The following is a 25258-nucleotide window of genomic DNA, read 5'->3' as shown; positions in this document are numbered from 1 at the left end:
AACGGCGGGGTTATTTCCCCGCCGTTTTTTGTTTGCCGGCGTCCGGCTCGAGGCCGAGCGTGCGGCCCGGGAAGCCGGCGGCGTCGAAATAGTGCTGGCTGCCGACGCGCTGGAAGTTCAGGACGGTGGTCAGGCCGCCCTCGGCCGGCTTGGACTTCAGCGTGCCCGCATAGGCCTTCGGCACGGGGCCGTTGGGCATGGCTTCCGACATCACGCGGCCGACCAGCTCTCCCTTCTGCGTCGCCCGCAGGCCCATCAGCCGGGCGGCCGTCATGCCGACATCCGCATTGCTGACCGGCAGCTCGTCGACGAAGCCGGCTTTGAAATCCGGACCGATCGCGGCCATGAAGTTCATGGTGTCGCCGCGGCTGAAACTGCCATGCATGCCCTGGCCCTGGCGCAGCACGGTGTCGGCGACCTGCACCGAGCAATTGGTCGGCGCCTCGCCACAATCGCTGGCATAGGAGCGGAAGTTGACGACGATCGACGGGGTCGGCGTTGCGGCCTTGCCGCGCAGATTGAGGCTCGACAGCGGCAGCGTGCCGGGGAAGCGGCCGAGCGAATCGTCGACGAACAGGCCGGAGACGTAGTCCTGCGCGAGCAGCGCCTTGATGGTCTTCTCCGCCAGCTTCTTGTCCTTGTTCGGGAGATAGACGAGGTCGGAGCCGCCATTGGTGGCGACGACGAGATCGGGCTTCTCCGGATCCTTGCCGAGCACGCCGTTGCCGGCCTTGGGATGCTTGTTGCCCTCGATCTTCGCGTTCTTGTCGTTGGGGTCGAACAGCGGCAGGTCGAGCGCCTTGGCGAGATCGAGCGCCAGGAAGCCCATCGGTAGGAAGTCTGCCGGCGTGTCGTCATAGCTGACCTTGGCCGAGGGGCTGGTCTTGCTTTCCTTGGAGATGGTGGAGAAGCCGTGGTCGGCCGACACGATGATGTTGGTCGAGGCGGTGAGCCCGAGCTCGTCGAGCGCCTTGCGGAGCTGGGCGAGGTTGGTGTCGGCGTTCTTGATGCCGGCCAACGAGGTCGGACCGTTGATGCCGGGCTTGATCTGGTTGAGGCTGTCGCCGGTGTTGTGCTGGCTGCCGTCGGGATCGCGCGACCAGAACACCAGCACGAATGGCTTGTTGCGCGCCTTGAACATCGGCAGCACCACCTTGGCGGCGACGTCGGCGAAATAGGCCTGCTGCGCGACGTTGGCGGACGTGGTGCCGGGCGTCTTGGCATCGCCCGCCTTGGCATTGTCGCCACGCGGCGGCGTGGTGGTGGGCAGGCCCGCCTTGGTGAGGGCGTCCTTCACCTCGTCGGACAGCGCCACTCCGTTCTTGCCGCCGGTGGCGTCGTCGAACACGATCGAATGCAGGCCGGGCTTTTCGGGCTTGTCGGTGTGGTCGAACTGATAGGTCGGACCATGCTTGCCCAGCGCGGCGGTGCTGTAGCCCTTGTCGCGCGCCAGCTTCAGGAGGGTGTCCTCGTTGAGGTAGTTGCCGCTAAAATGCTCGTCGATATCGCCGAGCACGGCGTCGTTCTCGATGAAGGGGACGACCGTATTGCCTGCCGGAACGGAGGTGTAATTGGTCCAGATCGTGTTGGAGAACACGCCGGTGTCGCCGAGATAATGGCCGGTCGACATCGCCGAGCCGTTGGCCATGGTGAAGGTCGGGAACAGCGAGTGCGAATTCTTGAAATTGACGCCCTTGTCGCGGACCTCGGCCATGGCGGGCGCCGTGTCGGGATTGACCTTCAGCGCGCGCAGGCCGTCCGGAATGAACAGGATCAGATTGCGGGGCGTGTTGTTCTGGGCGGAGGCAAATCCGGTGGACAAGATTGTCAATCCAGCGGACAGCAACAGCAGTGAACGGCGCATCAAATCTCTCCCTGCGGTGAGGCGGCACGGCCGCAACCCGCGGCCCCGGCTTCGTTTAGTTTCGCTGCATGACGGTTGTGTTACAAGAGCTGAGAGCCATGCAAGAGGGCTGGGGAGGGGGCTTGGTCTCGTGTCTCGGACGCGCTGCAACGCCCTTCGCGCTGCTGCGCAGAGCCGGGACCCAGCAGGCTGCACGGCCCGCTACAACATGGGCCCCGGCTCGGCAGCGCACCGCTGAACCGGACGATGCTTCGCATCGCCGGGGAAGCGCTGCGCTGTGTTTGGGGTACGAGAGCGGTGTTTAGCGCATCACTGCTTCAACTTCGTCATTGCGAGCGCAGGAAGCAATCCAGAATTCCTCCGCGGAAAGACTCTGAATTGCTTCCGCCTTCACCTAGGCTTCGGCGGGCAAATCGCTGCGCTCGCAATGACGGAGCAAGAAGCACCGCCGGACTTTGTGCAGCGGCCTAAGCGGGCTTTGGCGCCTGCGGATGGCGGTCGGGTCTGGCGAGATCGCGGCGTAGCGACAACGGGGCCGCGTGCAGGGCAAACGCGATCGCGATCTGCGTCCTGTTCTGAAGCCGGTATTTGCGCATGATGTTGCCGATATGCGCCCGCACCGTGTTCTCGGAGATCTTGAGCTCGTAGGCGATGTTCTTGTTCTGCAGCCCTCGCGCGATCAACATCATCAGCTCGCGCTCGCGCGGCGTCGGTGCTATCGAATCCTTCGGATCCGGGCTCATGATGGGCTCCTCCCTGGGCTACGCGCTGAATGGTCCGCTTCCAGCATCTTCTCACTCCGTTTTGAGCGCCTCGATGGGGCTGAGCTTGGATGCCTTGTGGGCGGGATAGAAACCGAAGATGAGGCCGGTGGCGATCGAGAACACGAGGGCAAGGCCGATCGCCTGACCGTCGATCGAGGTGACCCATCCTGCCATGCGGGCGACCGTCATCGAGAGCGTGACGCCGCCGGCAACCCCGATGGCTCCGCCGAGCAGGCAGAGCACGAGTGCCTCGCACAGGAACTGCAGACGGATGTCCCGCATCCGCCCGCCCAGCGCACGGCGGATTCCGATCTCCCGCGTGCGCTCGGTGACCGACACGATCATGACATTCATGATGCTGATGCCGCCGACGAGCAACGAGACCGAGGCGATGGCGACGAGCAGCAGCGCGACAGTGCGGATCGCGCCCTGCTGCGCCTCCATCGCGGCGGCCGGATCCTGGACCTTGAAATCGTCCTCCTGGCCGGCGGGGATACGGTGGCGCTGCCGCAGCAAATTCTCGATCTCCGCTCGCGCGCCCGCCATCTGTCCGTCACCGGCGACTTTGGCGATGATGTACGCGACCGAATCCCTGTTGATGTTGCTGGCACTGCCGAGGAAACGCAGCTTGGCGGTGGCGAGCGGCACGAAGGCGACGTCGTCCTGCGCGGGGCCCTTGCGGTCGAGAACGCCGACCACCTCGAGCGGCACCTTCATGATCCGGATCTGCGCGCCGATCGGGTCGTCGCCGTCCGCGAACAGCTCGCGTGCGACCGTGCTTCCGAGGATCACGACCTTGCCGGCGCCGGCCTCTTCGGAACCGGAAAAATAGCGACCGCTCGCGAGCTGCCAGTCGCGGACCATGAAATGCCCCGTCGTGGTGCCGTTGATGGTCGTATTCCAGTTCTTGCCCTCGTGGATGACCTGCGCCGTTCCGGCGAGCGAGCCGGCGGCGGCCTGGATTTCCGGAATCTGTTCGAGGATGGCCTGCACGTCGCCCTCAGTCATCGTCAGCTTGCTGCCGTCCTTGAGACGCACGCCGCCTTGGTAGACCGCACCGGGGGTGATCATCAGCACGTTGGCCCCGATCGAGCGGATCTGCTCCTGCAGACGCAGCTGCGCGCCGGCCCCGATCGCGAACACCGTCACGATGGAGGCGACGCCGATCACGATGCCGAGCATGGTGAGGAAGCTGCGCAGCGGATTGAGCCGCAAGGCGTGCAGTGCGATTTGAAAGGCCTGGAGCATCGTCATGACAGAGCGCTCCGTTTCGGCAGGATCGGAGCCAGCGTTTCGTCGCTGACAAGCTCGCCATCATGCAGGCGAATGGTGCGGCGGCACTGCGTCGCGATGCCCGGATCATGCGTGATCATCACGATGGTCTGGCCGCTCCGGTTGAGCGCGGCGAACAAGGCCAGGATCTCGGCGCCGGTGCGGCTGTCGAGCGCGCCGGTCGGCTCGTCCGCGAGCACGATCAGCGGGGAGGCGATCAGCGCGCGCGCAATCGCGACGCGCTGCTGCTCGCCGCCCGAGAGCTGCCGCGGGAAATGATGGGCCCGGTGCAGCATGCCGACGGCCTGAAGGCTCGCTTCCGCGCGCGCCAGGCGTTCCCTGCGGTTGATGCCGCAATAGACCAGTGGCAGCGCGACGTTCTCGAGCGCGTTGTGGCGGGCCAGGAGATTGTAGGACTGGAACACGAAGCCGATGCTGCGCGCTCGCAAGGACGACCGGCGATCTTCCGACAGACCGGCGACGTCGGCGCCCTCGAGATAGACGGCGCCCTCGTTCGGCAGGTCGAGCAGCCCGATCATGTTCATCAGTGTCGATTTGCCGGAGCCGGACGGCCCCATCACGGCCGCGATCTCGCCTTGCGCGATGTCGAAGCTGACATTGCGCACCGCAGTCACCGCGATCCCGTCGGTGCGGTAGGTCCTGCTGACCGACCGGAGGCTGATAAGGGGCGGGGAAGAGGTCATGATCCGAACCTGATGCCGAGAAATTCGAAGCCCGCTGGACGGATCGCCTGGCCGATCGCGACCTGACTGCCCTCGTCGAGGTCTCCGCCCTTGAGTGCGACTTGCTCGGTGCCGGCCGCGCCGACCGTCACGGCAATACGCTGGAGCGCGCCGCTTGCGGTGCGCACCCACACGCCGCTGTGCGTGCCGGCCGGATCGGGCCGTGTGCCGGAGGGCTGGAAGCGCAGCGCCGCAAGCGGCACCTTCAAAACATCGTCCTGCCGTTCGATCACGATCTTCACCAAAGCGGTCATCCCGGGCAGCAGCGCGCCGTCGAGATTGGAGGTCGCAAGAACGACGGTGTAGGTGACGACGTGCTGCTGGGTCTGCGGGGCCTTGCGGACCTGTCGCACCACCGCCTCGAAGCGGCGGTCGGGGTAGGCGTCCACGGTGAAATGCGCGCGCTGGCCGGGGGCGATGCGGCCGATATCGGCCTCGTCGACCTGTGCATGGATCTCCATGTCTTCCAGGCGGTGGGCCACCACGAAGGTGGTGCGCGATTCCAACCCAACCGCGAGGGTCTGGCCCTCGTTGACGAACCGGCCGACGACGACGCCGTCGATCGGCGAGCGGATCACGGTGCGGTCGAGATCGGCCTGCGCCGCGGCGAGCACCGCCGCCTTCTCCGGCACGGCCATTCGCGCCTGTTGCAGCTCCGCCTCGATGCGGCGGACATCGGCCTGCGCACCTTCCACCGAATAGGAGTTGAGGGACATCAGGACCTCGGCCTCGCGCTCCTGGGCGAGGCGCGCGGTGAACTCCGTCTGCGCGTCGTCAACCGCCGTCGTCGCCACCACGTTTTGCGACTGCAGCGCCAGCTTGCGCTGCAGGGTCTTCTGCGCCGAGCTCTTCACCGCCTGGGCGCTCTCGAGCTTGGCGGCGAGCACGTCCCGGCTGCCTCTGGCGTTTTGCAGGTCGATTTTGGCGCGATCGAGCTTGGCCCTGGCGATGTCGACCAGGGAATTGGCGACGGCGAGCGAAGCCTTGGCTTCGTCGACCTTGGCGGCAAAGCTGCGCGGATCGATCAAGGCGAGCGGCTGATCCCTGGCGACGGTGTCGTTGAAATCGACATAGACCCGGGCGAGCTGCCCGGACAATTGGGAACCCACCTCGATCGTCTTGACGGGCTGCAGGGCGCCCGTGACGGTGACGGTCTGCTCGATGCTGCCGCGCTGGATCGACGCGTAGCGGAATACGGGCGAATCGGGCCCGAATGACGCGGCATTGCGTCCGGCAGGCACGAGCAGGCGTCGGGTCGATTCCAGCGCGTGCGAGGCCTTGTCCGCAGCGCTCCCGGCCGCGCCGATGACGGCGGGCCCTGCGGCATAGACCGCGGCGAGGCTGCAGGCAGTTCCAAGCAAGGCAATGATTGGTACAAATCGCATATCAAAAACCCGCCTCTCGAATAATGGCTGGCGGCACGAACAAAAGATCGCGCTATGGTTGTAAATCCCCCAAAGCGATATCGATCGTCAGTATGTCGCCGCTGATGGGGCGACGGTCGGGTGCGGCTGATGATCCAGACGTAAAATCGTAAGCCGCGAATTTTCGTGATTTGCTGCGGATGCATACGAAGCGTATCGATATGAGGCGCGCGGTATCGAACTCGACAAGCTGACTGAACGTCCCGTTTGCTCTGGCCGAAGCGGCCGGTGCAGGGCGTTCAAGCCGGCCCATGAGTGGCGATGCATGACGCAACTGGCGATACCACGACGCAGGAACGTCGCATTATCGAGATCAGCCCGCCTCGATGCCGGCGGCGGCGAGGTCGAATCACTTCAATCACGAAGCCCGATATGTGAACGCCTTCACTCGTCTCAGGCGCGAGTTGGCTCTAAGAGGTCGAACCGGCGGAGCGATGCGCCTCGTTCGATCGCTGCGATTTTATCCAAGCACCTTGATCACGCTTGCAAGAAGAATGGACGGCTCGGTTTTTTCATCGAGCCGCAAGCCGGGGAGCCCGTTGCTCATGAATTCAGGTCAAGCCACAGTTTATGTCGTTGACGACGAAATTCAGATTCGAACTGCGATCGGAAATCTCTGCGAGGAGACCGGACACCAGGTGAAGCTGTTCGCCACGACGGAGGCGTTTCTCGCGGAGAGCATTTCGCCCGGTCCTTCGTGCCTCGTGCTCGACGTCCGCTTTCCCGGCACGTCGCCGACCGGACTCGAACTGCAGCGCCGCCTCGCCGAGACGGGCGTGCCGATTCCGATCGTCTTCATCAGCGGCCATTCCGACGTCCGCGTCTCGGTCGAGGCCATGAAGCGCGGCGCGGTCGAGTTTCTGCCGAAACCTTTTCGCGAGCAGGAGATCCTCGACGCGATCAGGCATGGCATCGAGCGCGATCGCAGGCGCCTCGAGCGCGAGGACGTCGTGCGCGAAGCGCGCCAGCGCGTCGAGACGCTGACGGCGCGAGAGCGCGAGATCATGCTGCTGATGGCCGAGGGGCTCATCGCCAAGCAGATCGCCGCGCGGCTCGGCGTGAGCGAGGTGACGGCGAAAGTGCATCGCGCCAGGATGATGCGAAAGCTGGAGCTGCGTACGCCGATCGAGGTGGTGCGGCTGATCGACAGCATGGGGCGTGAAGCGGAGACGCCGCGCGCCGGCGCGGGATAGCGCGGCTCGCGCGCTGTCACGTGCCGCATTTCATCGCAGGCGTCTAGTCCGTACCGATTAGCATGAATGGCAGTCTGTCGCGCAGGCCGCGATCGGTTCAAAGTATCCCTACGATGTCGGCCTCTTCCAAGACGGCATCCGTACTCAAGTCAGACAACTTGTCCAGAAAGGGATATTCCATGCGCAAATTGTTTTTTGCTTCCGTTGCATTGTTCGCCTTGTCCTCCGCGGCGCAGGCCGCCAACACCTCGACCACGGTGCAGGTCGGCGTCGTGAACGGCTCGTCCGTCACGCAGAACGGCCTCACCAACGACAGCTCGTCGACCAGCCAGCTCGGCATCGTGAATACTGCGTCCACGATGCAGGGCACCGGTTCGGCCTCGCTCAACAACGCGAGCACGGTGAACCAGATCGGCGTGCAGAACTCGGCGACCACCGGCCAGGTGGCGTTCGGCAACAACGGCAGCGCGATCACCCAGAACTCGTTCGGGCCGCCCGCGCTGCAGAACAACGCCGCCGCCGTCGGCCAGCTCAGCGTGTTCGGCGTCAACGGCAGCACCGTCTCGCAGACGGCGCACTGAACCACGCAACCGTTCGGCCGGACGCATCCAGTTGCGGTGCGTCCGCGCCAATCTCGAATACACCGCTACCGGCCGGCCGATCGATTGCGACGGCTCGCTCATTCTCGCGGAGGAATTGACATGCGGATCACCTATTTCATTGCAACTTTTGCGGCGTTCGCCACGCTGACGGCCGCCGATGCACAGGCCGGCAACACGGCCAGCGTGCTGCAATTCGGAAACACCAACACGTCGTTCATTTCGCAGAGTGGCGGCACCAGCAACAGCGCCACGACGCTGCAGTTCGGCGCCACCAACACCGCGATCACCTTGCAGACGGGCTCGCTCCTGACCGTCAACAATTCGGTGATCGGGCAGGGCGGCACCACCCCGACTGCGACCAACACCGCGCTGGCCGGCCAGGTCGGTGGCAGCAATTCGAGCCTGATCGGCCAGATCGGCGCCAACAACACGGCCGGCGTCGGTCAGCTCGGAATCCTGAACGGCTCGACGATCATCCAGCAGGCTCCGTGAGCGGATCTGAAGTGCGAGGCATGTCATGAAACATCATTTGGGATGCGCGGGCGCAGTCCTGCTCGCTCTGGGCCCGGTCGGCGCGGGGCCAGCCCGCGCCCAGACCGCTGACATCAAGACCATCGTCTCGGTCGGCGGTCCGCCCGTCGTGCTGAACCAGAACAGTCAGCTCAACCTGGCGGGCGTGTTCATGATCGGCGGCAGCACCAGCGCGACCGTGACCCAGAACGGCACGAACAATGCCACGGGCGTCCTGCAATTCGGCGGGACCAATTCCGCATCGGTCGGGCAGGCGGGCGCGAACAATCTCGCCTTCGTCGGTCAGACCGGCCAGTCGGCGAGCAGCCTGATATCGCAGCTCGGCACGATGAATGCGGGCACGGTGGCGCAGTTCGGCGCGGTCAACACTTCCACCGTCGTCCAGACCGGCCCCTAAAACGCGCGCGAACTCATCGGCGTCGGCAAGCAACGGGGGAAGACGATGCGAGGCAGCCAGATCTTGAGGCACACTTTGGCGCTGGCGGTGTTGCTCACCGCCGTCGGCACGGCGACGCAGGCGAGCGCCGGGTCGGTGCAGCACAGCGTGACGAAAGGGAAGGTGAGCATTGAAACTGTCGTACAGTTCGGCGACAATGTTCAGCCTGTCACGATCGAGGAGAACAGCCCGATCAATATCGCGCGGGTGATCCAGATCGGCGGGACCGGGACGGTGGACGCGACCATCATCCAGAACGGCACGCGCAACTATGCCAATGTGATCCAAATGGGCGGCACCACCAATGCCGTCATCGGTCAATCCGGGGTGAGCAACACCGCCGAGATCACCCAGATCGGCAATTCCACCAACACGCTTCTGCTTCAGATCGGCGACATGAACTCAGGAGCCGTGAGGCAGTTCGGGCGTTTCAACTGGCTGGCGATCTTTCAGTTCAGCCGATGATGGAGGTGTGACATGAGGTTGCTCCTGCTCGCATCCGGAATAGGACTCATGGGCGTGGTTGCGATGGCGCCGGCTGAAGCCGGCGATGGTCACACCACGACGGTCCAGGACGAGAACGGCACGTCGGTGATCACACAGAGCGGTGATCCCGCGCAGGCCGAGGTTCGCATCGAGAAGGAACCCGGGCGCACGACGGTCTATCGCCGCAGCGGTGGCAACACCGCCATCGTGACGCAAAGCACCGGACAAGGCACCGGCAACGCGCAGGACATGCTCGACTGGCTGCGCAAGCAGCAGGGCCGGTGACGCACGAAGGCCCACCGTCCGCTCTGGACGGTGGGCCTCGCCGCGCGCGGATCTTACCAGCGATAGCCGCCGGTCAGCGTGCCGTTGTTGTTGCCGTCAGGGCCGACGTCACCCTGCGTCGAGCTCGGCGTCGGATGGTTGGTGCCGTTGATTGCACCATAGGGGCCCGCGACATCAGGATAGTAGGCGCGCGGCTGAACCGGCTCGTAGGCGGGGGCGCTGCGGTCCCAGCCCATGCGCGATCCGTTCCAGTCGTAGCCCTGCGCCGAGGCGGCCGCGGTGCCGGCGACGAGCGATGCCGTGATCAGGCAGAGGAGTTTCGACTTGTTCTGCATTGGAGATGCTCCTTGCTTGTGTCGGGAGCCAACGGTTGCACTGCGGGAGCGTTCCGGAACCGGTCCGGCGAGAGCGATCAACTCCGATCAACTGGTTATGAATCGCCTGTCCCGGAACGAAACGACAGAGGCGGCAATCCCGGGCGCTCTTGCCGCACCGGCTCCCCGGTTAATCGCGTGCCTTAACCAAATATTAATTATACGTTTGCGGCTGGGCGACGGCCCGGCCTAGCGTAGCTGCGGGGAGCCGCCGAAGCCAAACGAGTTGGTGCGTATCATGATGTCCAGATCATATGGGGCGATGCTCGCCTCGCTCAGCGCCGCCGCGCTGCTCCTTAGCCTCAGCGACAGTTTTGCACGACCCGGCGGCGCCGCGCCGCATGGCATGACTGCTGCGCCGTCCGGCGTCGCGGCGCGTCCGCCAATCGCGCCGGGAGCCCGGTTCCACCGGCGCAATAACCCCTTCGTGTACTGGCCGGGAGGCGGCGGCTTCTTCTACGACAGCGCGGGCTACAGCCAGCCCTTCCTCGATGCGGCGCAGCCGGTCTCCACTGACGTGCGCTACACCTACACCTATGACGTCCCCTGGGACTGGTCGCATCGTTTCCCGCCGAACGTCGTGCCCTCCGACCGGCCCTACGTGCCGAGCTGCCCGACGGAGCAGGTGACGGTGCCCGGCCGCGGCGGCAGCGAGCACACCGTCAACATCACGCGCTGCTATTGATTGGGGTCTAGCCCAGCTCGAAGCTGGTCACGCCGAAGACGCGGTCGATCCGCAGCGGCGGGATCGCGCCCGTGTACATCCGCGCCGTCTCGAACACCGGCTTCAGCCCGAGCGCCTCCGCGAGCGCGATGGCGTCACGGTTGACGGCGGGGACGTCGAGGAAGACCTCGCCATCCGCGCTTGCCAGCAGGGCCTGCACGATCGCCTCCGCCGCCCTGCGATCGTCGGCGACCAGCGGGCCGATCTTGTAGCCGGTCCGGCACGGCCGGATCACGCCCCATGCGGCGAGCTCGCCGTCACGCATAAGCGCGCGGCCGACATGGCCCGACGTGTTGGTCCAGGCACGCAGGAAAGCGCTGCGCCGGGCCGGGAAGACCGTGGCGTCATCGGCTTCCACAAGCGTAAACGGGATTGTGTCGAGTGCGACGACATCGGCGGGCGGCCTCGCAGGCGCAGTGACGATGCCGCCATAGCGGATATTGGCGTAGGCAAGCTGGAAGCCTGACTTTCTGTAGTTGCCCTGCTGCGCCACCACGCCATCGAGCCCGATCACGCGCGTGCCCGCATGCGCGATCGCCGCGTTCCAGATGCGCAGGCCGTGGCCGGAGCCGCGAAGACCCGCACGCACGATGTAGAAGCCGAGGAAGGCGAAGCGATCGTCGTAATTGACGCAGGAGACCGTCGCGACCGGCTCGCCATCGATCTCGCCGACGAAGAAGCCTTGCGCGTCGGGGATGGCAAAGCAGGCGGCATCGGAGAGGCCCGGATTCCAGCCCTCGGCCGCGGCCCAGCCGATGGCAAGCGAGATTTCCTCGGGGCGCAAATTGCGGATCAACAGCTCGCTCATCTCGCGTTGCTCATGACTGTGACCTTCGACCATGGACCTGCCGACAGGTCTGGCTGTAGAAGGCCTCATGATAGGCCGAGCCTGCGGCTCGCCTCAACTCGAAGGGATCATCGGTCATGGCAGCAGAGAAGGTTGCGCTCGTTACCGCCGGCGGCAGCGGCATGGGGGCAGGGGCTGCGCGGCGGCTGGCGGCGGACGGGTTTCGTGTCGCGATCCTGTCGTCCTCGGGCAAGGGCGAGGCCCTGGCGGCCGAGCTCGGCGGGCTCGGTGTCACCGGCTCGAACAAGTCGAACGACGATTTGAAGCGTTTCGTCGACGGTGCGATGGCAAAATGGGGACGGATCGACGTGCTCGTCAACAGCGCCGGCCACGGCCCGCGCGCGCCGATCACCGAGATCACCGACGAGCAGTGGCACACCGGCCTTGACACTTATCTGTTGAACGTGATCCGCCCGACGCGGCTGGTGACGCCGATCATGCAGGCGCAGAAGGGCGGGACCATCATCAACATCTCGACGGCCTGGGCATTCGAGCCCAGCGCGATGTTCCCGACCTCGGCGGTGTTCCGCGCAGGGCTCGCCGCCTTCACAAAAATCTTCACCGATGCCCATGCCGCCGACAACATCCGCATGAACAACGTCCTGCCGGGCTGGATCGACAGCCTGCCGCAGCAGGATGCACGCCGCGACAGCGTGCCGATGAAGCGCTATGGCAAGGTCGAGGAGATCGCGGCGACGATCTCGTTCCTGGCCTCCGACGGCGCCGCCTACATCACCGGCCAGAACATCCGCGTCGACGGCGGACTGACGCGCTCGGTCTGAGGCAAGCAGAGCCGAGTCGCGGCCTCGCGGCCTTGTCGTCATGCGACAGCGGCGTGCGCTGCACGCCGTTGATGAGGGGTGATCTGTGGCCCTCCAGTCACACTGCTCATCCGTTTGTACGATCTCCGATGCACACTACGTCACAGTCCCGATGAACTTCGCCGCAGCCCAAGACGAGGAGCGGCGCGCGCCGTATGCCCTCACTGCGCCGGTTTTTATCGGCGGGCAATCGAAACGCGAGTTCATCGCGTGGGGCAAGGAGACTGGAATGAACAAGTTGTTGCTGGCGATCGCGTCGGTTGTCTTGGGGACCGCGTCCGTTCAGGCCGCCGACCTCGCGGCGCATTACACCAAGGCGCCGGCAATGGCGCCCGTCTATAACTGGACCGGCTTCTACGTCGGCGGCAATGTCGGTGGGCAGTGGGGCAGCGCGAACCCGGCCACCACCACGCTGTTTCCGGTGGCCGCCTATTTCGCGGATTCGAGCGTGACCGCCATCGGAACGGTCGGCGCCCAGCACATCAACAGCTCCGGCGTGACCGGCGGCTTCACCGCCGGCTACAACTGGCAGGTCAACAACGCCGTGCTCGGCCTCGAGGGCGACATCAACTATTTCGGCTTCAAGGGCAGCGCGAGCAGCACGGCGGTGTATCCCTGCTGCGCGCCGACCACCTTCACCGTCAACTCGTCGGTCTCGGCCGACTGGCTCGCCACCATTCGCGGCCGCATCGGCTTCCTCGCGACGCCGAGCTGGCTGATCTACGCCACCGGCGGTGCCGCCATCGCAGAGGTCAGGGGCAATTTCAGCTTCACCGATACCTTCGCAGGCGCGACCGAATCCGGAACGATCCGCGACACCCGCGTCGGGTGGACCGCGGGCCTCGGCGGTGAATACGCCGTGGGCAATGGCTGGTCGTTGAAGGCCGAATATCTCTATGTCGATCTCGGCCGCAGCAGCATGACCAGCAACAATTTCAGCGTCGGTGTGGCTTTGCCGGTGCAGACCTTCACCCATTCGGTCGACCTCAAGTCGAACATTGTGCGCGTCGGCGTGAACTACAAGTTCGGCGGACCCGTCGTCGCCAGGTATTGATCTGTCCCGGTCCGATCCTGGCGTGGAAAGCCCCGGCTCGGCCGGGGCTTTCTGTTTTGAAGCTCAGCCTGCGTGCGATGCCAGCAGATGTGCCAGCGCGGGAAGAATCTTGTAGCGGGCGATCTCGTGCGGATACTCGCCGCGATTGGCCAGCAGGACGATGCCGATCCGCCGCGCCGGCACCAGGCCGATATAGCCGGAGGCGTTGTTGAGGCCGCCGGGCTTGTCGACGATGGTGACGCCCGGAAGACGCACGGTCTCCCAGGCCATGCCCTGTCCGAATTTCTCGTCGACGCGGAAGGCCTCGCGCTGCGTCATCCGCAGCGCCTCGCGCAAATGCGGATCGATGGTCCGGCCATCGACGCAGGCCGCCGCGAACGTGGCAAGATCCCGCACCGAGGCGAACATCTGGCCGGTGCCGGGAAAGGCAAAATAGCTCTGCTGATCGCCGATCGGGCCGACGGCTGCGCCCTGGTCGGAATAGCCCTGGACCGCGCGCTGCATCCAGGCGGCATCCATGACGGCGCGATTGTCTGCGCCGCGCTCAGGAATGAACGTTGAGTGCATGCCGAGCGGTTTGAGGATGCGCCCCTCGATCAGCGTGCGGATCGGCAAGTCGTAGCAGCGCTCGACCACGAGCTGAAGCAGCACATAGCCGGCATGGGTGTAGATGCGTTGCCGACCGGGCGCGACGCTCGCCGCCGGCGCGAAGGCGTTCAGCATGGCGATGAACTGCGCGCGCGTGTACTCATCGTTCGGCCATGGCGGATGGTCGGTCGGCAGCAAAAGTCCCGATGTGTGTGTCACCAACTGGCCGACGGTGACGTTGGGGATATAGGTGCCGTTCAGCTCGGGCAGGTATTTCGGCAGGCGGTCGTCGAGCCGCAGCTCGCCACGCAGCACGCCGAGCGCCACAACAGCCGCCTCGAACGGTTTTCTCAAGGAGGCGAGGTTGAACAAGGTATCCGGCGTCACCTTCCGGCCGGTCGCATCATCGGCAAAACCGTAGCTGAAGAACTCGACATGGCGCCCGGCATAGAGGGCGGCAGCGAGGCCGCCCGCAGAGTCCGGCGTCGCGGTCGGTGCCAGCTCGCTCGCGACGATGTCGCGCATCTGCGCGATCATGTCGGAATCCGCCGAGGCGGGTTGCGAGCAAAGCGCGAGCGCAGCCGGAATGAAGACGGCCCGGGCGAAGGTCCGCCTTGTGATGGGGGATGAGGTGACAATAGGCGGCACGGGCTCTGATGAGCGATTCTGACGCGCCCCCGATCTGCTTTAGCCGGAAGCGTCCCGCGGCCCAATTCACAATTGCGCGTCGCAGGTTCCGCATCGAAGTCGGCGGTACAAAACTAAGCCAATCGGATAACAATTGTTGACGCGGGCGTCCACGTCGCTTATAGTTAGCTTCATGGCTAACCAATTATCCCGCCTCGACCAGGTTTTCGCAGCGCTTGCCGATCCGACGCGGCGCGCGATCGTGATGCGGCTGTGTGCGGGGGAGGCGTCGGTCGGCGAGCTCGCCGATCCCTTCGACATGGCGCTGCCGAGCCTCATGAAACACATCCATGTGCTGGAGACGAGCGGGCTCGTGCAATCGGAGAAATCCGGCCGCGTGCGGACCTGCCGGCTCAGCCCGGATGCGCTGCTCGGGGCGGAGGACTGGTTCCAGCAGCAGCGCGCGATCTGGGAGGCGCGGCTCGACCGGTTCGAAACCTATGTGATGAAGCTCAAGAAAGAGAAGGAGCAGGCGGTCGCCAAACGGCCGTCCCGCACAACCAAGAAGAAAGGTTCTTGACGATGACGAATTCTGCCAACCCCGCTCTGTCGCAATGGTCGCTCGACCGCGAGATCGTGATGTCGCGCGTGATCGACGCGCCCCGCGATCTGGTGTTCGAGGCCTGGTCCGACCCCAAGCATCTGCCGCAATGGTTCGGGCCGAAGGGTTTCAAGGTCGAGACCTTCGAGATCGACGTGCGGGTCGGCGGCGTTTGGCGCTTCAACATGATCGGCCCCGACGGCACGGTCTATCCGAACCGGATGCGCTTCCGCCGCATCGAGCGGCCGTCGCTGATGGAGATGGATCACGGCACAGACCAGGACGAGGATCCCGGCATGTTCCGCTTCACCGTCACCTTTGCCGAGCAGAGCAACGGCAAGACCGTGCTGATGATGCGCCAGCTTGCCTCGAGCACCGAGCAGCGCGACGGCATGATCGGCTTCGGCGCCGTCGAGTACGGCTATCAGACGCTCGACAAGCTCGCGGCCTATGTCGCAGGCATGAAGCGGTGAAGACATGAGGTCCCGGCGCAGAGCCGCCGGGACCGTTTTCGCTGACATTGGCAAGGCGTGGTGCCGACGTGCGATGACTTGCGGCGGGGGCGTCGTTCCCGCGACCGGAACATTATCGGGATTAGCGGGCTTTCTGCCGCACGAGGGGGGCCGCAGGAACGATCGCGCTTCTCCGGCTTTGCCGGTGATGACGCACATTGTCTTCAGCGACTATCGCAATCCCGCCGCGGAGCAGGCCTACGAGATTGCCTGGGATTTTCTCGACCGCACAGGCGCGATCCGCGACGAATTCGAAGCCTGCGTATTCCTGGCACAGCGCATCACCGGGATGGTCGAGGAGGGGCAAACCAACCGGATCCGCATGGCCAATCGCGCCATCTCCCAATATCAGCACCATGTCCGGGAGAGCGACCCTTTGATCCGCAACGGCGGTCGGCGAGCCGGCCAGCGTTGAGCGCCGTCTCGAAGCCTGGCTCTTCTCACTCCTTCGCCTCGTCCGTCACGATGTCGCCGAGCTTCTGCCAGCGCTGGCCGTCGAACTGCACCATCTGGAACTGCTTGTTGACGCGATAATCGGTCGGTGTGGTCGTGACCGAGATTCCCGGGAGCGTCAGATCGAGCACGACGTGCTTGAGGCTGGTTGCCTGCCGCATCACGTTCTCGCGGGTCAGATCGTCGCCGCATTGCTGCAGCACCTGCACCAGCAGCTGGGCCGTGATGTATCCGTAGACGTTCAGGTTCGAATCCTTGTCGCCGTCGGGATAGTACTTTGCCATGAAGGCGAGGTAGCGCTTCATGCCGGGATCGTCCTTCCAGTCGGGGTCTGCGGCATCCTTGACGTAACCGACGCTGACGACGCCCTTGGAATTTTCCAGTCCCGCCGGCTTCAGCACGGCGCTGAGCGAGGAAGCGTTGATGTCGATGATGTGCAGCGGCTTCCAGCCGATCTCGGCGACCTTCTTGATCGCCTGCGCCGCCTGTTTCGGCGTCGTGGCGCTGAACAGCACGTCGGCGCCGGCGTCCTTCAAGCGCAGGATCTGCGAGTCGATGGTCGGCTCGGAGATCTCGTAGGAGGTCTCGGCTACCACCATCTTTGCCTTGTCACCGAGGCCCGCCTTGAGGCCGGCAAGATAGTCCTTGCCGAGGTCGTCATTCTGGTAGAGCACGCCGATCTTGGCGTTCGGATGGTTCTTCAGAAGGTACTGCGCGTAGATCCGGCCCTCGACGAGGTAGGAGGGATTGAAGCCCATGGTCCAGGGAAAGGATTTTGGATCGGTGAAGCGTGCCGCGCCGGTGGCAGCGAACAGCTGCGGGATCTTCTTGGCGTTGAGATATTTCTGCACGGCGACGTTCGGCGCCGTGCCGATGATCTGGAAGGTCAGCAGCACCTCGTCGCTTTCGACGAGCTTGCGGACCTGCTCGACCGTCTTCGGCGGCGAATAGGCGTCGTCATACTGGATCAGCTCGATCTTGCGGCCGTTCACGCCGCCCTGGTCGTTGATCATCCTCATATAGGCCGCCTGGGTCTTGCCGATTACGGCGTAGGCCGAGGCCGGGCCGCTGAGCGGCACGGTCTGACCGACCTTGATCGCAGTGTCGGAGGCGCCGGGATCGTATTTCTTCTGCGCATGAGCCTGTGCGAGCGACATCACCAGGGCAAGCGCGGTGACCGCGACGCGATCGAGAAGACGGTTCTTCATTTCCATTCCCTGTTGTCTGCGATCATTCGCCCTTGAGCCCGGCATCGCGGATCAGCTTGGTCCACTTCTGGGTCTCGGCATCGATGAACTGACCGAACTCGGTGGCAGTGCCTGCGCGCACCTCCAGACCTTGAGCGGTCAGCTTGTCCTTGATCGCGGGCTCTGCCAGCGCGCGCAGGACTTCGGCCTGGAACTTGTCGACGATCGCGCGCGGCGTCGTGGCGGGCGCCATGAAGCCGTACCAGCCGGCGGCGGCGACGTTGGGAAAGCCCTGCTCGCGCAGCGTGGGTGCCTGCGGATAGAGTGCGCTGCGCTCGGGCGAGGCGACGCCGAGCACGATGAACTTTCCGCTCTGGATGTAGGGCAGGGCGGTCGGCAGCGCCGTCAGCGTGGCATCGACGCGTCCGGCGAGCAGCTCCGTGTAGGAGGCCGCATCACCCCGGAACGGGATGTTGAGACCTTTGACGCCGGCGTCGCGGAACAGCAGCTCTCCGGCGAGGTGCGGCTGCGAGCCGGCGCCGGGCGAAGCAAAGGTCAGCCCATCCGGCTTCGACTTGCCGTAGGCGATCAATTCGGGAAGCGTCTTGAATGGTGCGTCGGCGCTGATGATGAGAAACAGCGGCGCGACCACGACCATCGCGACCGGCTGCAGATCCTTGCGGTCATAGGTCAGCTTGCCGAACAGCGCCTCGGCGGTCGCGTAGGGCGCCGCGACGTAGAGCAGGGTGTAGCCGTCGCCCGGGGCATGGGCGACCATGTCGTTCGCGATGCGGGTGCCGGCACCCGGCTTGTTCTCGACGATGAATTGCTGACGGAGATTGCGGCCGAACTCTTCGACGAGCAGGCGCAGCGAAATGTCGTTGGAGCCGCCGGGGCCGTAGGGCGAAATCAGCCGCACCATGCGCGAAGGCCATGCATCCTCGGCCCCGTGCCGTCAGGCTTGAGCCGGCAAGAAGGCCGCCTGCGATTGTGCCCAGCAGGGTTCGTCGTGTGACGTCGTGCGATGCCACGATCTCTTCCTCCCTTTATTGTCAGTCTTCTTGTTAGTTCAGATCACCTTTCGCTCGGTGAGCCGTTCGATCTCCTGCTCGGTCAGGCCGAGCCAATCGCGAAAGACCTCGTCATTGTCCTGGCCGACGTCGCCGGCGGCGTGACGCATTTGCGCGGGATCATTGGTGAAGCGCGGAACGACATTGGTCATGGCGACCGTGCCGAAATCCCGGTCAGCCACGCGCGTGATCATCTCGCGCGCTTTCATTTGCGGGTCGTCGACGATCTGGTCGATCGAATAGATCGGGGCGAGCGTTCCCTGCGCTGCGTTGAACCTTGCGAGGACGTCATCGAGGGGATGGGCGGCACACCAGCCGGCGAAGATGTCGTTGAGCTCGGAAGCGTGCTTGACGCGCCGGTCGTTGCTGGCGAAGCGCGGATCGTCGATGAGGTCGGGCCGTTCGATCGCCCGGCAGTTCGCCGCAAACAGTGCGTTGGTCGAACCTGCGAGCGTGACCCAATGATCGTCTTGCGTGCGAAACACGGCGGCTGGCGCCGAATAGCCGTTGGCATTGCCGATCCGGCTGCGAACGGCGCCGAGCTGGTCGTGTTCAATAGCGAGGACGTCGAGCAGGCGGAAGGTCGCCTCCGTTAGCGAAAGATCGATCTCCTCGCCAGGCGCATTCGGGTCACGCGCCCGTTTCCACAGCGCCGCCAGCACGCCGACGGCGCCGAACAGGCCGCCGATCGAATCCCCGATCGGATAACCGGGGTGGGTCGGCTCGCCCTTGCTCTCCCCGGTGATGTAGGTGAGCCCGCCCATGGCCTCGAAGATGCGGGCAAAGCCGGGCCGCTCGCGATAGGGGCCATCTTGCCCGAAAGCGGTGGCGCGCAGGATCACGAGGCGCGGCTGGATCGACCACAGCACCTCCTTGGGCAAGCCCCAGCGGTCGAGCGTTCCCGGACGGAAATTCTCGATCAGCACGTCGAAGCGCGGCAGCAGCTGCTTGAATAGCGCAAGCCCATCCGGTGCGCGCAGGTCGAGCGTGGCGAATTTCTTGTTGCGGTTGGCCGCTTTCCACCACAGCGGCTTGCCGTCCTTGAATGGCGGAAACGCCCGCACGCCGTCGCCTTGGCCGGGCATCTCGATCTTGAGCACCTCGGCGCCGTAGTCGGCCAGCAGCGTCGCGGCAAAGGGCGCTGCGATGATGGTCGCGATGTCGAGAACTCTCAAACCTTCGAGCGGCCCAGCCATCTCACGTCCCGGTGTTGGTTTTCTTGGTCTTGCGCGCCGGCGGCGCGGGGGCCGCCTTTCCGACGATGGCGCGGATGCTGTCGGCGAGCGCCGCGATGCGCGGACCGATCTCGCCTTCCAGCTGGCCCGGCTGGAGGCGGAACGCGGGGATGCCGCAATTGATCGAGAACGACTGCCTGGATTCGCTGACGTGGAACAGCGGTGCGGCGACGGCATGGATCGAAGCCATGTACTCGCCCCAGCAGGTGCAGAAGCCGCGGCTTTTGCATTGCGTGATCCCGGCGCGGTACTTGTCACGGAAGGCCGACCATAACTCGGCGTCTTCGGCGGCGATGTTGCGTTCGAGCCGCTCGGCATCGGCCGGCGGCAAGGTCGCTGCCGCGGCGCGTCCCATCGCGGTCATCACCACGGGAATTGGCATGCCGATGTCGGGCGCGTGGGGCCCGACATCGCCGGAGCGTGCGGTCTCGACATAGATCATCGAGGTGGCGTCGAGCAGGCCGATCGAGACCGTGCCGCGGACGCTGAGCGCCAGCTCCTGCATCATGGGCCGTGCCACCTGGCGGAATTGCATGCCCGCAAGCAGCGGATGCGCGATCCGTAGCGCTCGCGCAGCGACGCGGTACTTCGCCCGTTCAGCGTCGTAACGGAGGTAGCCGAGCTCGGCCAGCGTGTGGGTGAGCCGCGCAACCGTCGGCCGCGGAATGCCCGTCAGCGTCGACAGCTCCATGTTGCCGAGCAGTGTGCTGCCGGCCTTGAACGCTTCGAGCACGACCAGCCCCTTCGCCAGCGTCGTGGCGAAGGCGGCGTCATCGACGCTCTCCGCCAGCACGGCGGCAGCGGAGGAGGGCGCATGTCGCGGCTTGGATGAGTCTTTCGGGGCCATTCCTGACTATCGAACGGAAGCGTCGCTTCTGTCCAATATATTCGATGACGGTACAGAAATTGTCCGATATGTGGACATAAGAATTGCATCGAAATTTCACTGAAGAACGCGCGCGAGCGAGGCGACCACACGGATTTTTGTCGTGATTGCATGCCGTCTTGTGACAGGATTATTACGTCGACATGTCAGATCGATAATTCATCGATAATTTCTGGAGCGGCTCATGTTGCAGTGGCAGGCGCGGTCAAATCCCCTCGCGTGGTGGTGGGGATCTCTCACGCTCGTGAGCGCGGCCAATATCCTGGTCTGGTTCATGCTGTATCGCGAGTTCTACCCGACGGTCGCAGGAAGTGCGGGTGGCGGCTCGGACATCGGGCTGATGTTCCTGCTCTGCGCCGGCTATGTGTTCGGCTGCGCGTTCCGCTCGTTCCTGCCGCGCGCGGACGTGCAGCGCATCTGCCTGTTCGACACCTGGCTGTCGAGCGTCGTGGTCGGCCGCACCGTCGCGACCGTGGCCGAGCTCTGCTTCGTCGCGCAATGGGCCATTATCCTGCATCAGCTCGGCAAGATGACGGGCGCGGAGACCGCGGTGAACATCGCGCTCGTGATCGTGCCCATCATCATCATCGCGGAGTGCTTCTCCTGGTACGCGGTGGTGACGACCAACTTCCTCTTCAACGCGATCGAGAATTCGCTGTGGGCCGTGACCTTCTTCCTCGCCGGCATCGCGCTGTGCCGCCTGATGCCGGAATTCCAGGGCGTGGTGCGCTGGGCGCTGATGTCGGGCATCGTCGGCATCGCCTGCTTCCTGGCCTTTCTCGTCACCGTCGACGTTCCCATGTATCTCAGCCGCTGGCGGGCAGGGCACGCCGAGGGCAACAGGTTTCTCGGCTTCCTCGAAGGCCTGCATGACGTTTCGACGCGCTGGGTGGTGACCCACGACATCGCGCACTGGAAAGGCGAGCTGACCTGGATGTTCCTGTATTTCAGCGCCGCGGTGTGGTCGAGCCTGGCGCTCTGCGCGCTCTATGCGATGGAAGGCCAGCTGGTGCGTTATCTGGCGTAAGCTGCTACTTGCCGACCAAGCCGCATTTGCTGCGGTCGAGCGGGCGGAAGGCCTGGTCGGGCGGGATGGTCGCGACCAGCTTGACGAAATCCCAGGGGCCTTTGGACTCCTGCGGCGTCTTGACCTGGACTAGATAGAGATCGTGCACCATGCGCTGATCCTCGCGGATGCGGCCGTTGGGCGTGTAGGCGTCCGACACCGGGGTCGCCTTCATCTTGGCCATCACGGTTGCGCTGTCGTCGGAATCGGTGTCCTTGATCGCCTGCAGATAATGGCGCACGGCGGAATAGACGCCGGCCTGGATCTGCGACGGCATCGCCTTTCGGCGCGCAAAGAACGCATCGGAGAATTTCCTGGCTGCCGGCGAGACGTCCTCGAAGAACGAGGTGACGATGAGGTCGCCACGGGTTGCCTTCAACCCGACCGCCTCGATGTCGACGTTCTGGAACGACATCGGCACGATCTTGATGCCCTGATCGGCGAGGCCGAATTCCTCGGCCTGCTTGATCGCAGTGGCATTGTCTCCGGCCACGTTGATGGCGAGGATCTTCGCGCCCGAGGACTGGGCCTGCAGCAGGAACGAGCTGAAATCGGGCGTGCCGAGCTGCGCCTTGACGCCGCCGGCGACCTTGCCGCCGAGCTCGCCGATGCGAGCTCGTGCCGTCGCCTCGATCGAATGGCCGAAGGCGTAGTCGCCGGTGATGAAGAACCACGGCTCCTTGCTGGTCTGCATGATGCCCGAGACCACGGCGGTCGCGGTGGAATAGGCGTCCTGGGTCCATTGCACGCTGGTCGGCGCACAGGCCTCATCGGTGAGCTGGTTGGCGCCGGCGCCGGAGACGAGGAAGATCTTTCCGTTGCCGCGGACCAGCTCCTGCACGGCGAGGGCGGCGCCGGAGCTGCCGCCGTCGGCAATCGCCTGGACGCCGTCGCTGAACCATTTGCGGGCGAGCGATGCCGCCAGATCCGGCTTGTTCTGGTGATCGGCCTGCAGGATCTCGATCGGCTTGCCGTTGATCTTGCCGCCGAACTCCTCCGCGGCCATCCGCGCCGCCTCGACCGAGCCCGGGCCCATCGCGGTGGCGAAGACGCCGTTCATGTCGGTCAGCAGGCCGATGCGGATGGTCTCGCCCTTGATCTCGGCGCGCGCGGCAGGGCATGCGAGCGCTAGCGTCGTCAGCATGATGGCGGTAGACAGCGAGCGAGAAGAGTTCATGGCGTTTCCTGATTTATGTTGGTTGGTCGGTCACGAAGCTCAGGCCGGTTCGGCGATCACCGTGTTGCGCAAAGTGCCGATGCCGGAAATCTCGACCTCGACGGTGTCGCCCGGCCGCATCCACAGCGGCGGCGTGCGCTTGGCGCCCACGCCGCCCGGAGTGCCCGTCACGATGACGTCGCCGGGGACGAGCGGGCAGATTGTGGAGATGTAGGCGATCAACTCGGGAATCGCGGTGATCAGGAGGTCGGTCCTGGTGTCCTGCACGACGGTGCCGTTGAGGCGCGTCTGCAAGCTGAGCTTCGATGGATCCGGAATCTCGTCCGCCGTCACCAGCCACGGGCCGAAGCTGCCGCTCTCGGCAAAGGTCTTGCCGGAGAGGAACTGGCTGGTGTGGCGCTGCCAGTCGCGGACGCTGCCTTCGTTGTAGCAGGAATAGCCGGCGACGTGATCGAGCGCGCGGGTCGCCGGAATGTGGCGGCCCGCCTTGCCGATGACCAATGCGAGCTCGCCTTCATAGTCGAAATCGTCGCTCACCTTCGGCTTCACGATCGGCTGGAGATGGCCGACCTGGCTGCAGGCGAAGCGCGCGAACAGCGCAGGCTTCTCGGTCACCGTGCGGCCAGTCTCCGCGACGTGGTCGCGGTAGTTCAGGCCGACGCAGATGATTTTGCCGGGATCGGGGATCACTGGAGCGAAGCTGACCTTGTCGAGCGGATGATCGGGCGCCGTCGAGGCGACGAGCTTTGCCGCTTCGGTGAGGCCGTCAGATTCAAGCAACTGCCGCAGCGCGGAGCAGGGCGCCATGCGCGCGCCGAGATCGACGATTCCGTTGTCCTTGGCGGCGCCGAACGAGGCGCGGCCGCTAGCGGTGAAAGAGAGGAGCTTCATGAGATGTCCTTGAGAAATGCTTGGTCAGGCCGCGGACGGCACGTGGGTGAGAGGCGTGATGGCGCCGATGAGCTGGTCGACTTCGATCTCGTTCCGCGCGGCGCCGCGCACATAGCGGTCGGGACGAACCAGTGCGGCGATGATGCCGTGCCGACTCAGCCACTCGCCGATGCCGTCGGCATCGTCGCTGGCCAGGATCTTGAGTCCCGCCTGCACAAGCGCCGGCCGCGAGGAAAGGGCCGACGTGTCTGCGACGAGCAGGGCATGGCCGTAGCCCACCCGATCGTCGCTGCGGCTGCCGTCCCGAAGCTCGAATTGCGGCGCCAGATCTCCCGCGAGCGGCATGTCGCGGGGCGCCAGTCCAGGTCCGAGCAGGGGCTTCCTCACCTCGAGCTTCACCGGAGCGTTCTCGCGAGCCTCGCCCGCAGCGAGACCCGCTTCGATGGCCTTGGTGTTGATCACGCCGCCGAGACGGATGGCGAGTTCGATGAACTCGCGCACATGCGGAAGGCGCTCGCTCTGGTAGGTGTCGAGCAGATCGGCCGTGGCGGCGCCCCGAATAATGGCGTCGAGCTTCCAGGCGAGGTTGGCGGCATCGCGGACGCCCGCGCACATGCCCTGGCCGAGGAAGGGCGGGGTTTGGTGCGCGGAATCGCCCGCGAGCAGCAATCTTCCATGCCGCCATTGCTTTGCGATCACGGAATGAAAGGTGTAGACCGCGGCGCGCTCGATCTCGGCATCATCTGGCGTGACCCAGCGCGACAGCAATTCCCAGACCTTTGCCGGTTGCGCGATCTCGTGAGAATCCTCGTCCGCGAGAACCGTGATCTCCCAGCGCCGCCGCGTTCCGGTGCCGCGGACATAGGTCGCGGGCCGTCTGGGATCGCAATGCTGTAAGCTGTAATCGCCTAGATCGTCACGCGCTCGCTTGAGTAGCACGTCGATAACCAGCCATCGCTCGTGGAAGCCGAGATCGTCCATGCCGGAGCCGATGAAGCGGCGGACCAGAGACCGGGCGCCATCGCAGCCGATCACATAGCGGGCGCGGACCTCGGTGAGTTGTCCGTTCGTGAGGTCTTCGTAGCGGACACGCACGCCATGCTCATCCTGATCGAGTGCGAACACATCGCAGCGGCCGTGCAAGATGACGTGGGGAAAGCGGGCAAGACCGCCGATCAGGACATCCTCCAGATCCGGCTGGTGAAAGCGATAGCTGAGATGCCAGCCCATCGGCGTCAAATTCTGCGGCCGCGACCAGTCCAACAGCATCTTGCCGCCCGCGTCCAGAAACCGCATGCCGGGGCTGAGGATCACGTGGGGCAGGATGGCGTCGGCGAGTCCGATGGTCTGGAACACGCGCATGCATTCGTCGTCGAAATGGACCGCGCGCGGCAAATGGTAGGTCTGCCCCTCGCGCTCCAGCACCAAGGTCCGGATGCCGCACAGGCCCAGCAGGTTGGCGAGGGTGGCGCCGACCGGACCACGGCCGACGATCGCGACATCGAACTCTTCGGGGGCGGATTTATTCTGCATGGGGCTATTTCT

Annotated in this window: 27 protein-coding genes and 1 pseudogene; 13 read left to right on the top strand and 15 right to left on the bottom strand. The window is 64.9% G+C overall.

Annotation, left to right across the window (positions count from 1 at the left end; all coding sequences use genetic code 11):
* Positions 1–10: 10 nt before the first annotated feature.
* From XH83_RS21275 to XH83_RS21255, 5 genes are all read right to left on the bottom strand, one after another.
* Positions 11–1864 (bottom strand): nucleotide pyrophosphatase/phosphodiesterase family protein, encoded by a 1854-nt coding sequence (locus XH83_RS21275; protein WP_194402731.1) that lies wholly within the window; start codon positions 1862–1864, stop codon positions 11–13.
* Positions 1865–2331: 467 nt separating this feature from the next.
* Entirely contained in the window at positions 2332–2607 is a 276-nt protein-coding gene (locus XH83_RS21270) for a response regulator transcription factor (protein ID WP_194402730.1), read from the bottom strand.
* Positions 2608–2658: 51 nt separating this feature from the next.
* Positions 2659–3882, bottom strand: a complete 1224-nt coding sequence (locus XH83_RS21265; RefSeq protein ID WP_194402729.1) for an ABC transporter permease — start codon at positions 3880–3882, stop codon at positions 2659–2661.
* The gene (locus XH83_RS21260; RefSeq protein ID WP_194402728.1) at positions 3879–4604 is read right to left on the bottom strand and encodes an ABC transporter ATP-binding protein; all 726 of its coding nucleotides are present in this window, start codon (positions 4602–4604) and stop codon (positions 3879–3881) included. The genes XH83_RS21265 and XH83_RS21260 overlap by 4 nt, the downstream gene beginning before the upstream one ends.
* Complete coding sequence (locus XH83_RS21255; protein ID WP_194402727.1) at positions 4601–6028, bottom strand: efflux RND transporter periplasmic adaptor subunit; 1428 nt, start codon at positions 6026–6028, stop codon at positions 4601–4603. The genes XH83_RS21260 and XH83_RS21255 overlap by 4 nt, the downstream gene beginning before the upstream one ends.
* Before the next feature lie 584 nt (positions 6029–6612).
* On the opposite strand from XH83_RS21255, the gene XH83_RS21250 reads away from it, so the two are divergent.
* From XH83_RS21250 to XH83_RS21225, 6 genes are all read left to right on the top strand, one after another.
* A complete protein-coding gene (locus tag XH83_RS21250; protein ID WP_194402726.1) occupies positions 6613–7260 on the top strand; it encodes a response regulator transcription factor in 648 nt (215 codons plus the stop codon).
* 179 nt (positions 7261–7439) lie between these two features.
* Positions 7440–7841 carry a curlin subunit CsgB gene (locus tag XH83_RS21245; RefSeq protein ID WP_194402725.1) on the top strand — a complete coding sequence of 134 codons (402 nt, stop codon included), beginning with the start codon at positions 7440–7442 and terminating at the stop codon, positions 7839–7841.
* 120 nt (positions 7842–7961) lie between these two features.
* On the top strand, positions 7962–8354 hold the full coding sequence (locus tag XH83_RS21240; protein ID WP_194402724.1) for a curlin: 393 nt from the start codon (positions 7962–7964) through the stop codon (positions 8352–8354).
* A 25-nt stretch (positions 8355–8379) separates the two neighbouring features.
* Entirely contained in the window at positions 8380–8790 is a 411-nt protein-coding gene (locus tag XH83_RS21235; RefSeq protein ID WP_194402723.1) for a curlin, read from the top strand.
* A 75-nt stretch (positions 8791–8865) separates the two neighbouring features.
* Entirely contained in the window at positions 8866–9294 is a 429-nt protein-coding gene (locus XH83_RS21230) for a curlin repeat-containing protein (RefSeq protein ID WP_305825902.1), read from the top strand.
* Between the two features lie 12 nt (positions 9295–9306).
* Positions 9307–9600 carry a hypothetical protein gene (locus XH83_RS21225; RefSeq protein ID WP_194402721.1) on the top strand — a complete coding sequence of 98 codons (294 nt, stop codon included), beginning with the start codon at positions 9307–9309 and terminating at the stop codon, positions 9598–9600.
* Positions 9601–9653: 53 nt separating this feature from the next.
* On the opposite strand, the gene XH83_RS21220 is transcribed toward XH83_RS21225, so the two are convergent.
* Positions 9654–9935: a hypothetical protein gene (locus XH83_RS21220; RefSeq protein WP_194402720.1), complete on the bottom strand. Its 282-nt coding sequence runs from the start codon at positions 9933–9935 to the stop codon at positions 9654–9656.
* 277 nt (positions 9936–10212) lie between these two features.
* Between XH83_RS21220 and XH83_RS21215 the strand changes: the two genes are divergently transcribed.
* Entirely contained in the window at positions 10213–10659 is a 447-nt protein-coding gene (locus XH83_RS21215) for a hypothetical protein (protein ID WP_194402719.1), read from the top strand.
* Between the two features lie 7 nt (positions 10660–10666).
* Here the strand turns inward: XH83_RS21215 and XH83_RS21210 are convergent, their stop codons facing one another.
* Positions 10667–11506 (bottom strand): GNAT family N-acetyltransferase, encoded by an 840-nt coding sequence (locus tag XH83_RS21210; RefSeq protein WP_194402718.1) that lies wholly within the window; start codon positions 11504–11506, stop codon positions 10667–10669.
* A gap of 116 nt (positions 11507–11622) precedes the next feature.
* Between XH83_RS21210 and XH83_RS21205 the strand changes: the two genes are divergently transcribed.
* Entirely contained in the window at positions 11623–12327 is a 705-nt protein-coding gene (locus tag XH83_RS21205) for an SDR family oxidoreductase (protein WP_194402717.1), read from the top strand.
* Positions 12328–12595: 268 nt separating this feature from the next.
* Positions 12596–13420: an outer membrane protein gene (locus XH83_RS21200; protein WP_194402716.1), complete on the top strand. Its 825-nt coding sequence runs from the start codon at positions 12596–12598 to the stop codon at positions 13418–13420.
* A gap of 63 nt (positions 13421–13483) precedes the next feature.
* On the opposite strand, the gene XH83_RS21195 is transcribed toward XH83_RS21200, so the two are convergent.
* Positions 13484–14545, bottom strand: coding sequence for a serine hydrolase (locus XH83_RS21195; protein WP_194402715.1), 1062 nt, complete (start codon positions 14543–14545; stop codon positions 13484–13486).
* A gap of 283 nt (positions 14546–14828) precedes the next feature.
* On the opposite strand from XH83_RS21195, the gene XH83_RS21190 reads away from it, so the two are divergent.
* The 3 genes from XH83_RS21190 (at position 14829) to XH83_RS21180 (ending at position 16163) form a co-directional block, all read left to right on the top strand.
* Positions 14829–15215 (top strand): helix-turn-helix transcriptional regulator, encoded by a 387-nt coding sequence (locus tag XH83_RS21190; RefSeq protein ID WP_194402714.1) that lies wholly within the window; start codon positions 14829–14831, stop codon positions 15213–15215.
* A gap of 2 nt (positions 15216–15217) precedes the next feature.
* Positions 15218–15709, top strand: a complete 492-nt coding sequence (locus XH83_RS21185) for an SRPBCC family protein (protein ID WP_194402713.1) — start codon at positions 15218–15220, stop codon at positions 15707–15709.
* Between the two features lie 187 nt (positions 15710–15896).
* Positions 15897–16163: a hypothetical protein gene (locus XH83_RS21180; RefSeq protein WP_194408352.1), complete on the top strand. Its 267-nt coding sequence runs from the start codon at positions 15897–15899 to the stop codon at positions 16161–16163.
* 25 nt (positions 16164–16188) lie between these two features.
* Here XH83_RS21180 and XH83_RS21175 read toward each other — a convergent pair whose 3' ends face one another.
* From XH83_RS21175 to XH83_RS21160, 4 genes and pseudogenes are all read right to left on the bottom strand, one after another.
* Complete coding sequence (locus XH83_RS21175) at positions 16189–17409, bottom strand: ABC transporter substrate-binding protein (protein ID WP_194402712.1); 1221 nt, start codon at positions 17407–17409, stop codon at positions 16189–16191.
* Between the two features lie 22 nt (positions 17410–17431).
* Positions 17432–18419: pseudogene (locus XH83_RS21170) on the bottom strand (Bug family tripartite tricarboxylate transporter substrate binding protein).
* A gap of 38 nt (positions 18420–18457) precedes the next feature.
* Positions 18458–19654, bottom strand: coding sequence for a CaiB/BaiF CoA-transferase family protein (locus XH83_RS21165; RefSeq protein ID WP_194402711.1), 1197 nt, complete (start codon positions 19652–19654; stop codon positions 18458–18460).
* 1 nt (position 19655) lies between these two features.
* On the bottom strand, positions 19656–20540 hold the full coding sequence (locus tag XH83_RS21160) for an IclR family transcriptional regulator (RefSeq protein WP_194402710.1): 885 nt from the start codon (positions 20538–20540) through the stop codon (positions 19656–19658).
* Positions 20541–20763: 223 nt separating this feature from the next.
* On the opposite strand from XH83_RS21160, the gene XH83_RS21155 reads away from it, so the two are divergent.
* A complete protein-coding gene (locus tag XH83_RS21155) occupies positions 20764–21606 on the top strand; it encodes a hypothetical protein (RefSeq protein ID WP_194402709.1) in 843 nt (280 codons plus the stop codon).
* A gap of 4 nt (positions 21607–21610) precedes the next feature.
* On the opposite strand, the gene XH83_RS21150 is transcribed toward XH83_RS21155, so the two are convergent.
* Genes XH83_RS21150 through XH83_RS21140 form a run of 3 tightly spaced genes read right to left on the bottom strand, consistent with a single transcriptional unit; the run spans position 21611 to position 25246 of the window.
* The gene (locus XH83_RS21150; RefSeq protein WP_194402708.1) at positions 21611–22822 is read right to left on the bottom strand and encodes an ABC transporter substrate-binding protein; all 1212 of its coding nucleotides are present in this window, start codon (positions 22820–22822) and stop codon (positions 21611–21613) included.
* A 39-nt stretch (positions 22823–22861) separates the two neighbouring features.
* A complete protein-coding gene (locus XH83_RS21145; protein WP_194402707.1) occupies positions 22862–23713 on the bottom strand; it encodes a fumarylacetoacetate hydrolase family protein in 852 nt (283 codons plus the stop codon).
* 24 nt (positions 23714–23737) lie between these two features.
* Complete coding sequence (locus tag XH83_RS21140) at positions 23738–25246, bottom strand: bifunctional 3-(3-hydroxy-phenyl)propionate/3-hydroxycinnamic acid hydroxylase (RefSeq protein ID WP_194402706.1); 1509 nt, start codon at positions 25244–25246, stop codon at positions 23738–23740.
* Positions 25247–25258 lie beyond the last annotated feature (12 nt).

The sequence above is a fragment of the Bradyrhizobium sp. CCBAU 53351 genome (assembly GCF_015291745.1).
GTDB lineage: Bacteria > Pseudomonadota > Alphaproteobacteria > Rhizobiales > Xanthobacteraceae > Bradyrhizobium.
The sequence above is the reverse complement of the archived record's forward strand: the minus strand, read 5'-3'. Positions and strand labels throughout refer to the sequence as shown.

Coding starts and splice junctions, on each gene's coding strand:
- XH83_RS21190 (WP_194402714.1), top strand. CDS start 14,829: ATGGCTAACCAATTATCCCGCCTCGACCAGGTTTTCGCAGCGCTTGCC.
- XH83_RS21165 (WP_194402711.1), bottom strand. CDS start 19,654: ATGGCTGGGCCGCTCGAAGGTTTGAGAGTTCTCGACATCGCGACCATC.
- XH83_RS21210 (WP_194402718.1), bottom strand. CDS start 11,506: ATGAGCGAGCTGTTGATCCGCAATTTGCGCCCCGAGGAAATCTCGCTT.
- XH83_RS21235 (WP_194402723.1), top strand. CDS start 8,380: ATGAAACATCATTTGGGATGCGCGGGCGCAGTCCTGCTCGCTCTGGGC.
- XH83_RS21205 (WP_194402717.1), top strand. CDS start 11,623: ATGGCAGCAGAGAAGGTTGCGCTCGTTACCGCCGGCGGCAGCGGCATG.
- XH83_RS21275 (WP_194402731.1), bottom strand. CDS start 1,864: ATGCGCCGTTCACTGCTGTTGCTGTCCGCTGGATTGACAATCTTGTCC.
- XH83_RS21150 (WP_194402708.1), bottom strand. CDS start 22,822: ATGAACTCTTCTCGCTCGCTGTCTACCGCCATCATGCTGACGACGCTA.
- XH83_RS21220 (WP_194402720.1), bottom strand. CDS start 9,935: ATGCAGAACAAGTCGAAACTCCTCTGCCTGATCACGGCATCGCTCGTC.
- XH83_RS21175 (WP_194402712.1), bottom strand. CDS start 17,409: ATGAAGAACCGTCTTCTCGATCGCGTCGCGGTCACCGCGCTTGCCCTG.
- XH83_RS21255 (WP_194402727.1), bottom strand. CDS start 6,028: ATGCGATTTGTACCAATCATTGCCTTGCTTGGAACTGCCTGCAGCCTC.
- XH83_RS21160 (WP_194402710.1), bottom strand. CDS start 20,540: ATGGCCCCGAAAGACTCATCCAAGCCGCGACATGCGCCCTCCTCCGCT.
- XH83_RS21195 (WP_194402715.1), bottom strand. CDS start 14,545: ATGATCGCGCAGATGCGCGACATCGTCGCGAGCGAGCTGGCACCGACC.
- XH83_RS21270 (WP_194402730.1), bottom strand. CDS start 2,607: ATGAGCCCGGATCCGAAGGATTCGATAGCACCGACGCCGCGCGAGCGC.
- XH83_RS21260 (WP_194402728.1), bottom strand. CDS start 4,604: ATGACCTCTTCCCCGCCCCTTATCAGCCTCCGGTCGGTCAGCAGGACC.
- XH83_RS21250 (WP_194402726.1), top strand. CDS start 6,613: ATGAATTCAGGTCAAGCCACAGTTTATGTCGTTGACGACGAAATTCAG.
- XH83_RS21155 (WP_194402709.1), top strand. CDS start 20,764: ATGTTGCAGTGGCAGGCGCGGTCAAATCCCCTCGCGTGGTGGTGGGGA.
- XH83_RS21185 (WP_194402713.1), top strand. CDS start 15,218: ATGACGAATTCTGCCAACCCCGCTCTGTCGCAATGGTCGCTCGACCGC.
- XH83_RS21225 (WP_194402721.1), top strand. CDS start 9,307: ATGAGGTTGCTCCTGCTCGCATCCGGAATAGGACTCATGGGCGTGGTT.
- XH83_RS21145 (WP_194402707.1), bottom strand. CDS start 23,713: ATGAAGCTCCTCTCTTTCACCGCTAGCGGCCGCGCCTCGTTCGGCGCC.
- XH83_RS21265 (WP_194402729.1), bottom strand. CDS start 3,882: ATGACGATGCTCCAGGCCTTTCAAATCGCACTGCACGCCTTGCGGCTC.
- XH83_RS21245 (WP_194402725.1), top strand. CDS start 7,440: ATGCGCAAATTGTTTTTTGCTTCCGTTGCATTGTTCGCCTTGTCCTCC.
- XH83_RS21240 (WP_194402724.1), top strand. CDS start 7,962: ATGCGGATCACCTATTTCATTGCAACTTTTGCGGCGTTCGCCACGCTG.
- XH83_RS21180 (WP_194408352.1), top strand. CDS start 15,897: ATGACGCACATTGTCTTCAGCGACTATCGCAATCCCGCCGCGGAGCAG.
- XH83_RS21140 (WP_194402706.1), bottom strand. CDS start 25,246: ATGCAGAATAAATCCGCCCCCGAAGAGTTCGATGTCGCGATCGTCGGC.
- XH83_RS21200 (WP_194402716.1), top strand. CDS start 12,596: ATGAACAAGTTGTTGCTGGCGATCGCGTCGGTTGTCTTGGGGACCGCG.
- XH83_RS21215 (WP_194402719.1), top strand. CDS start 10,213: ATGATGTCCAGATCATATGGGGCGATGCTCGCCTCGCTCAGCGCCGCC.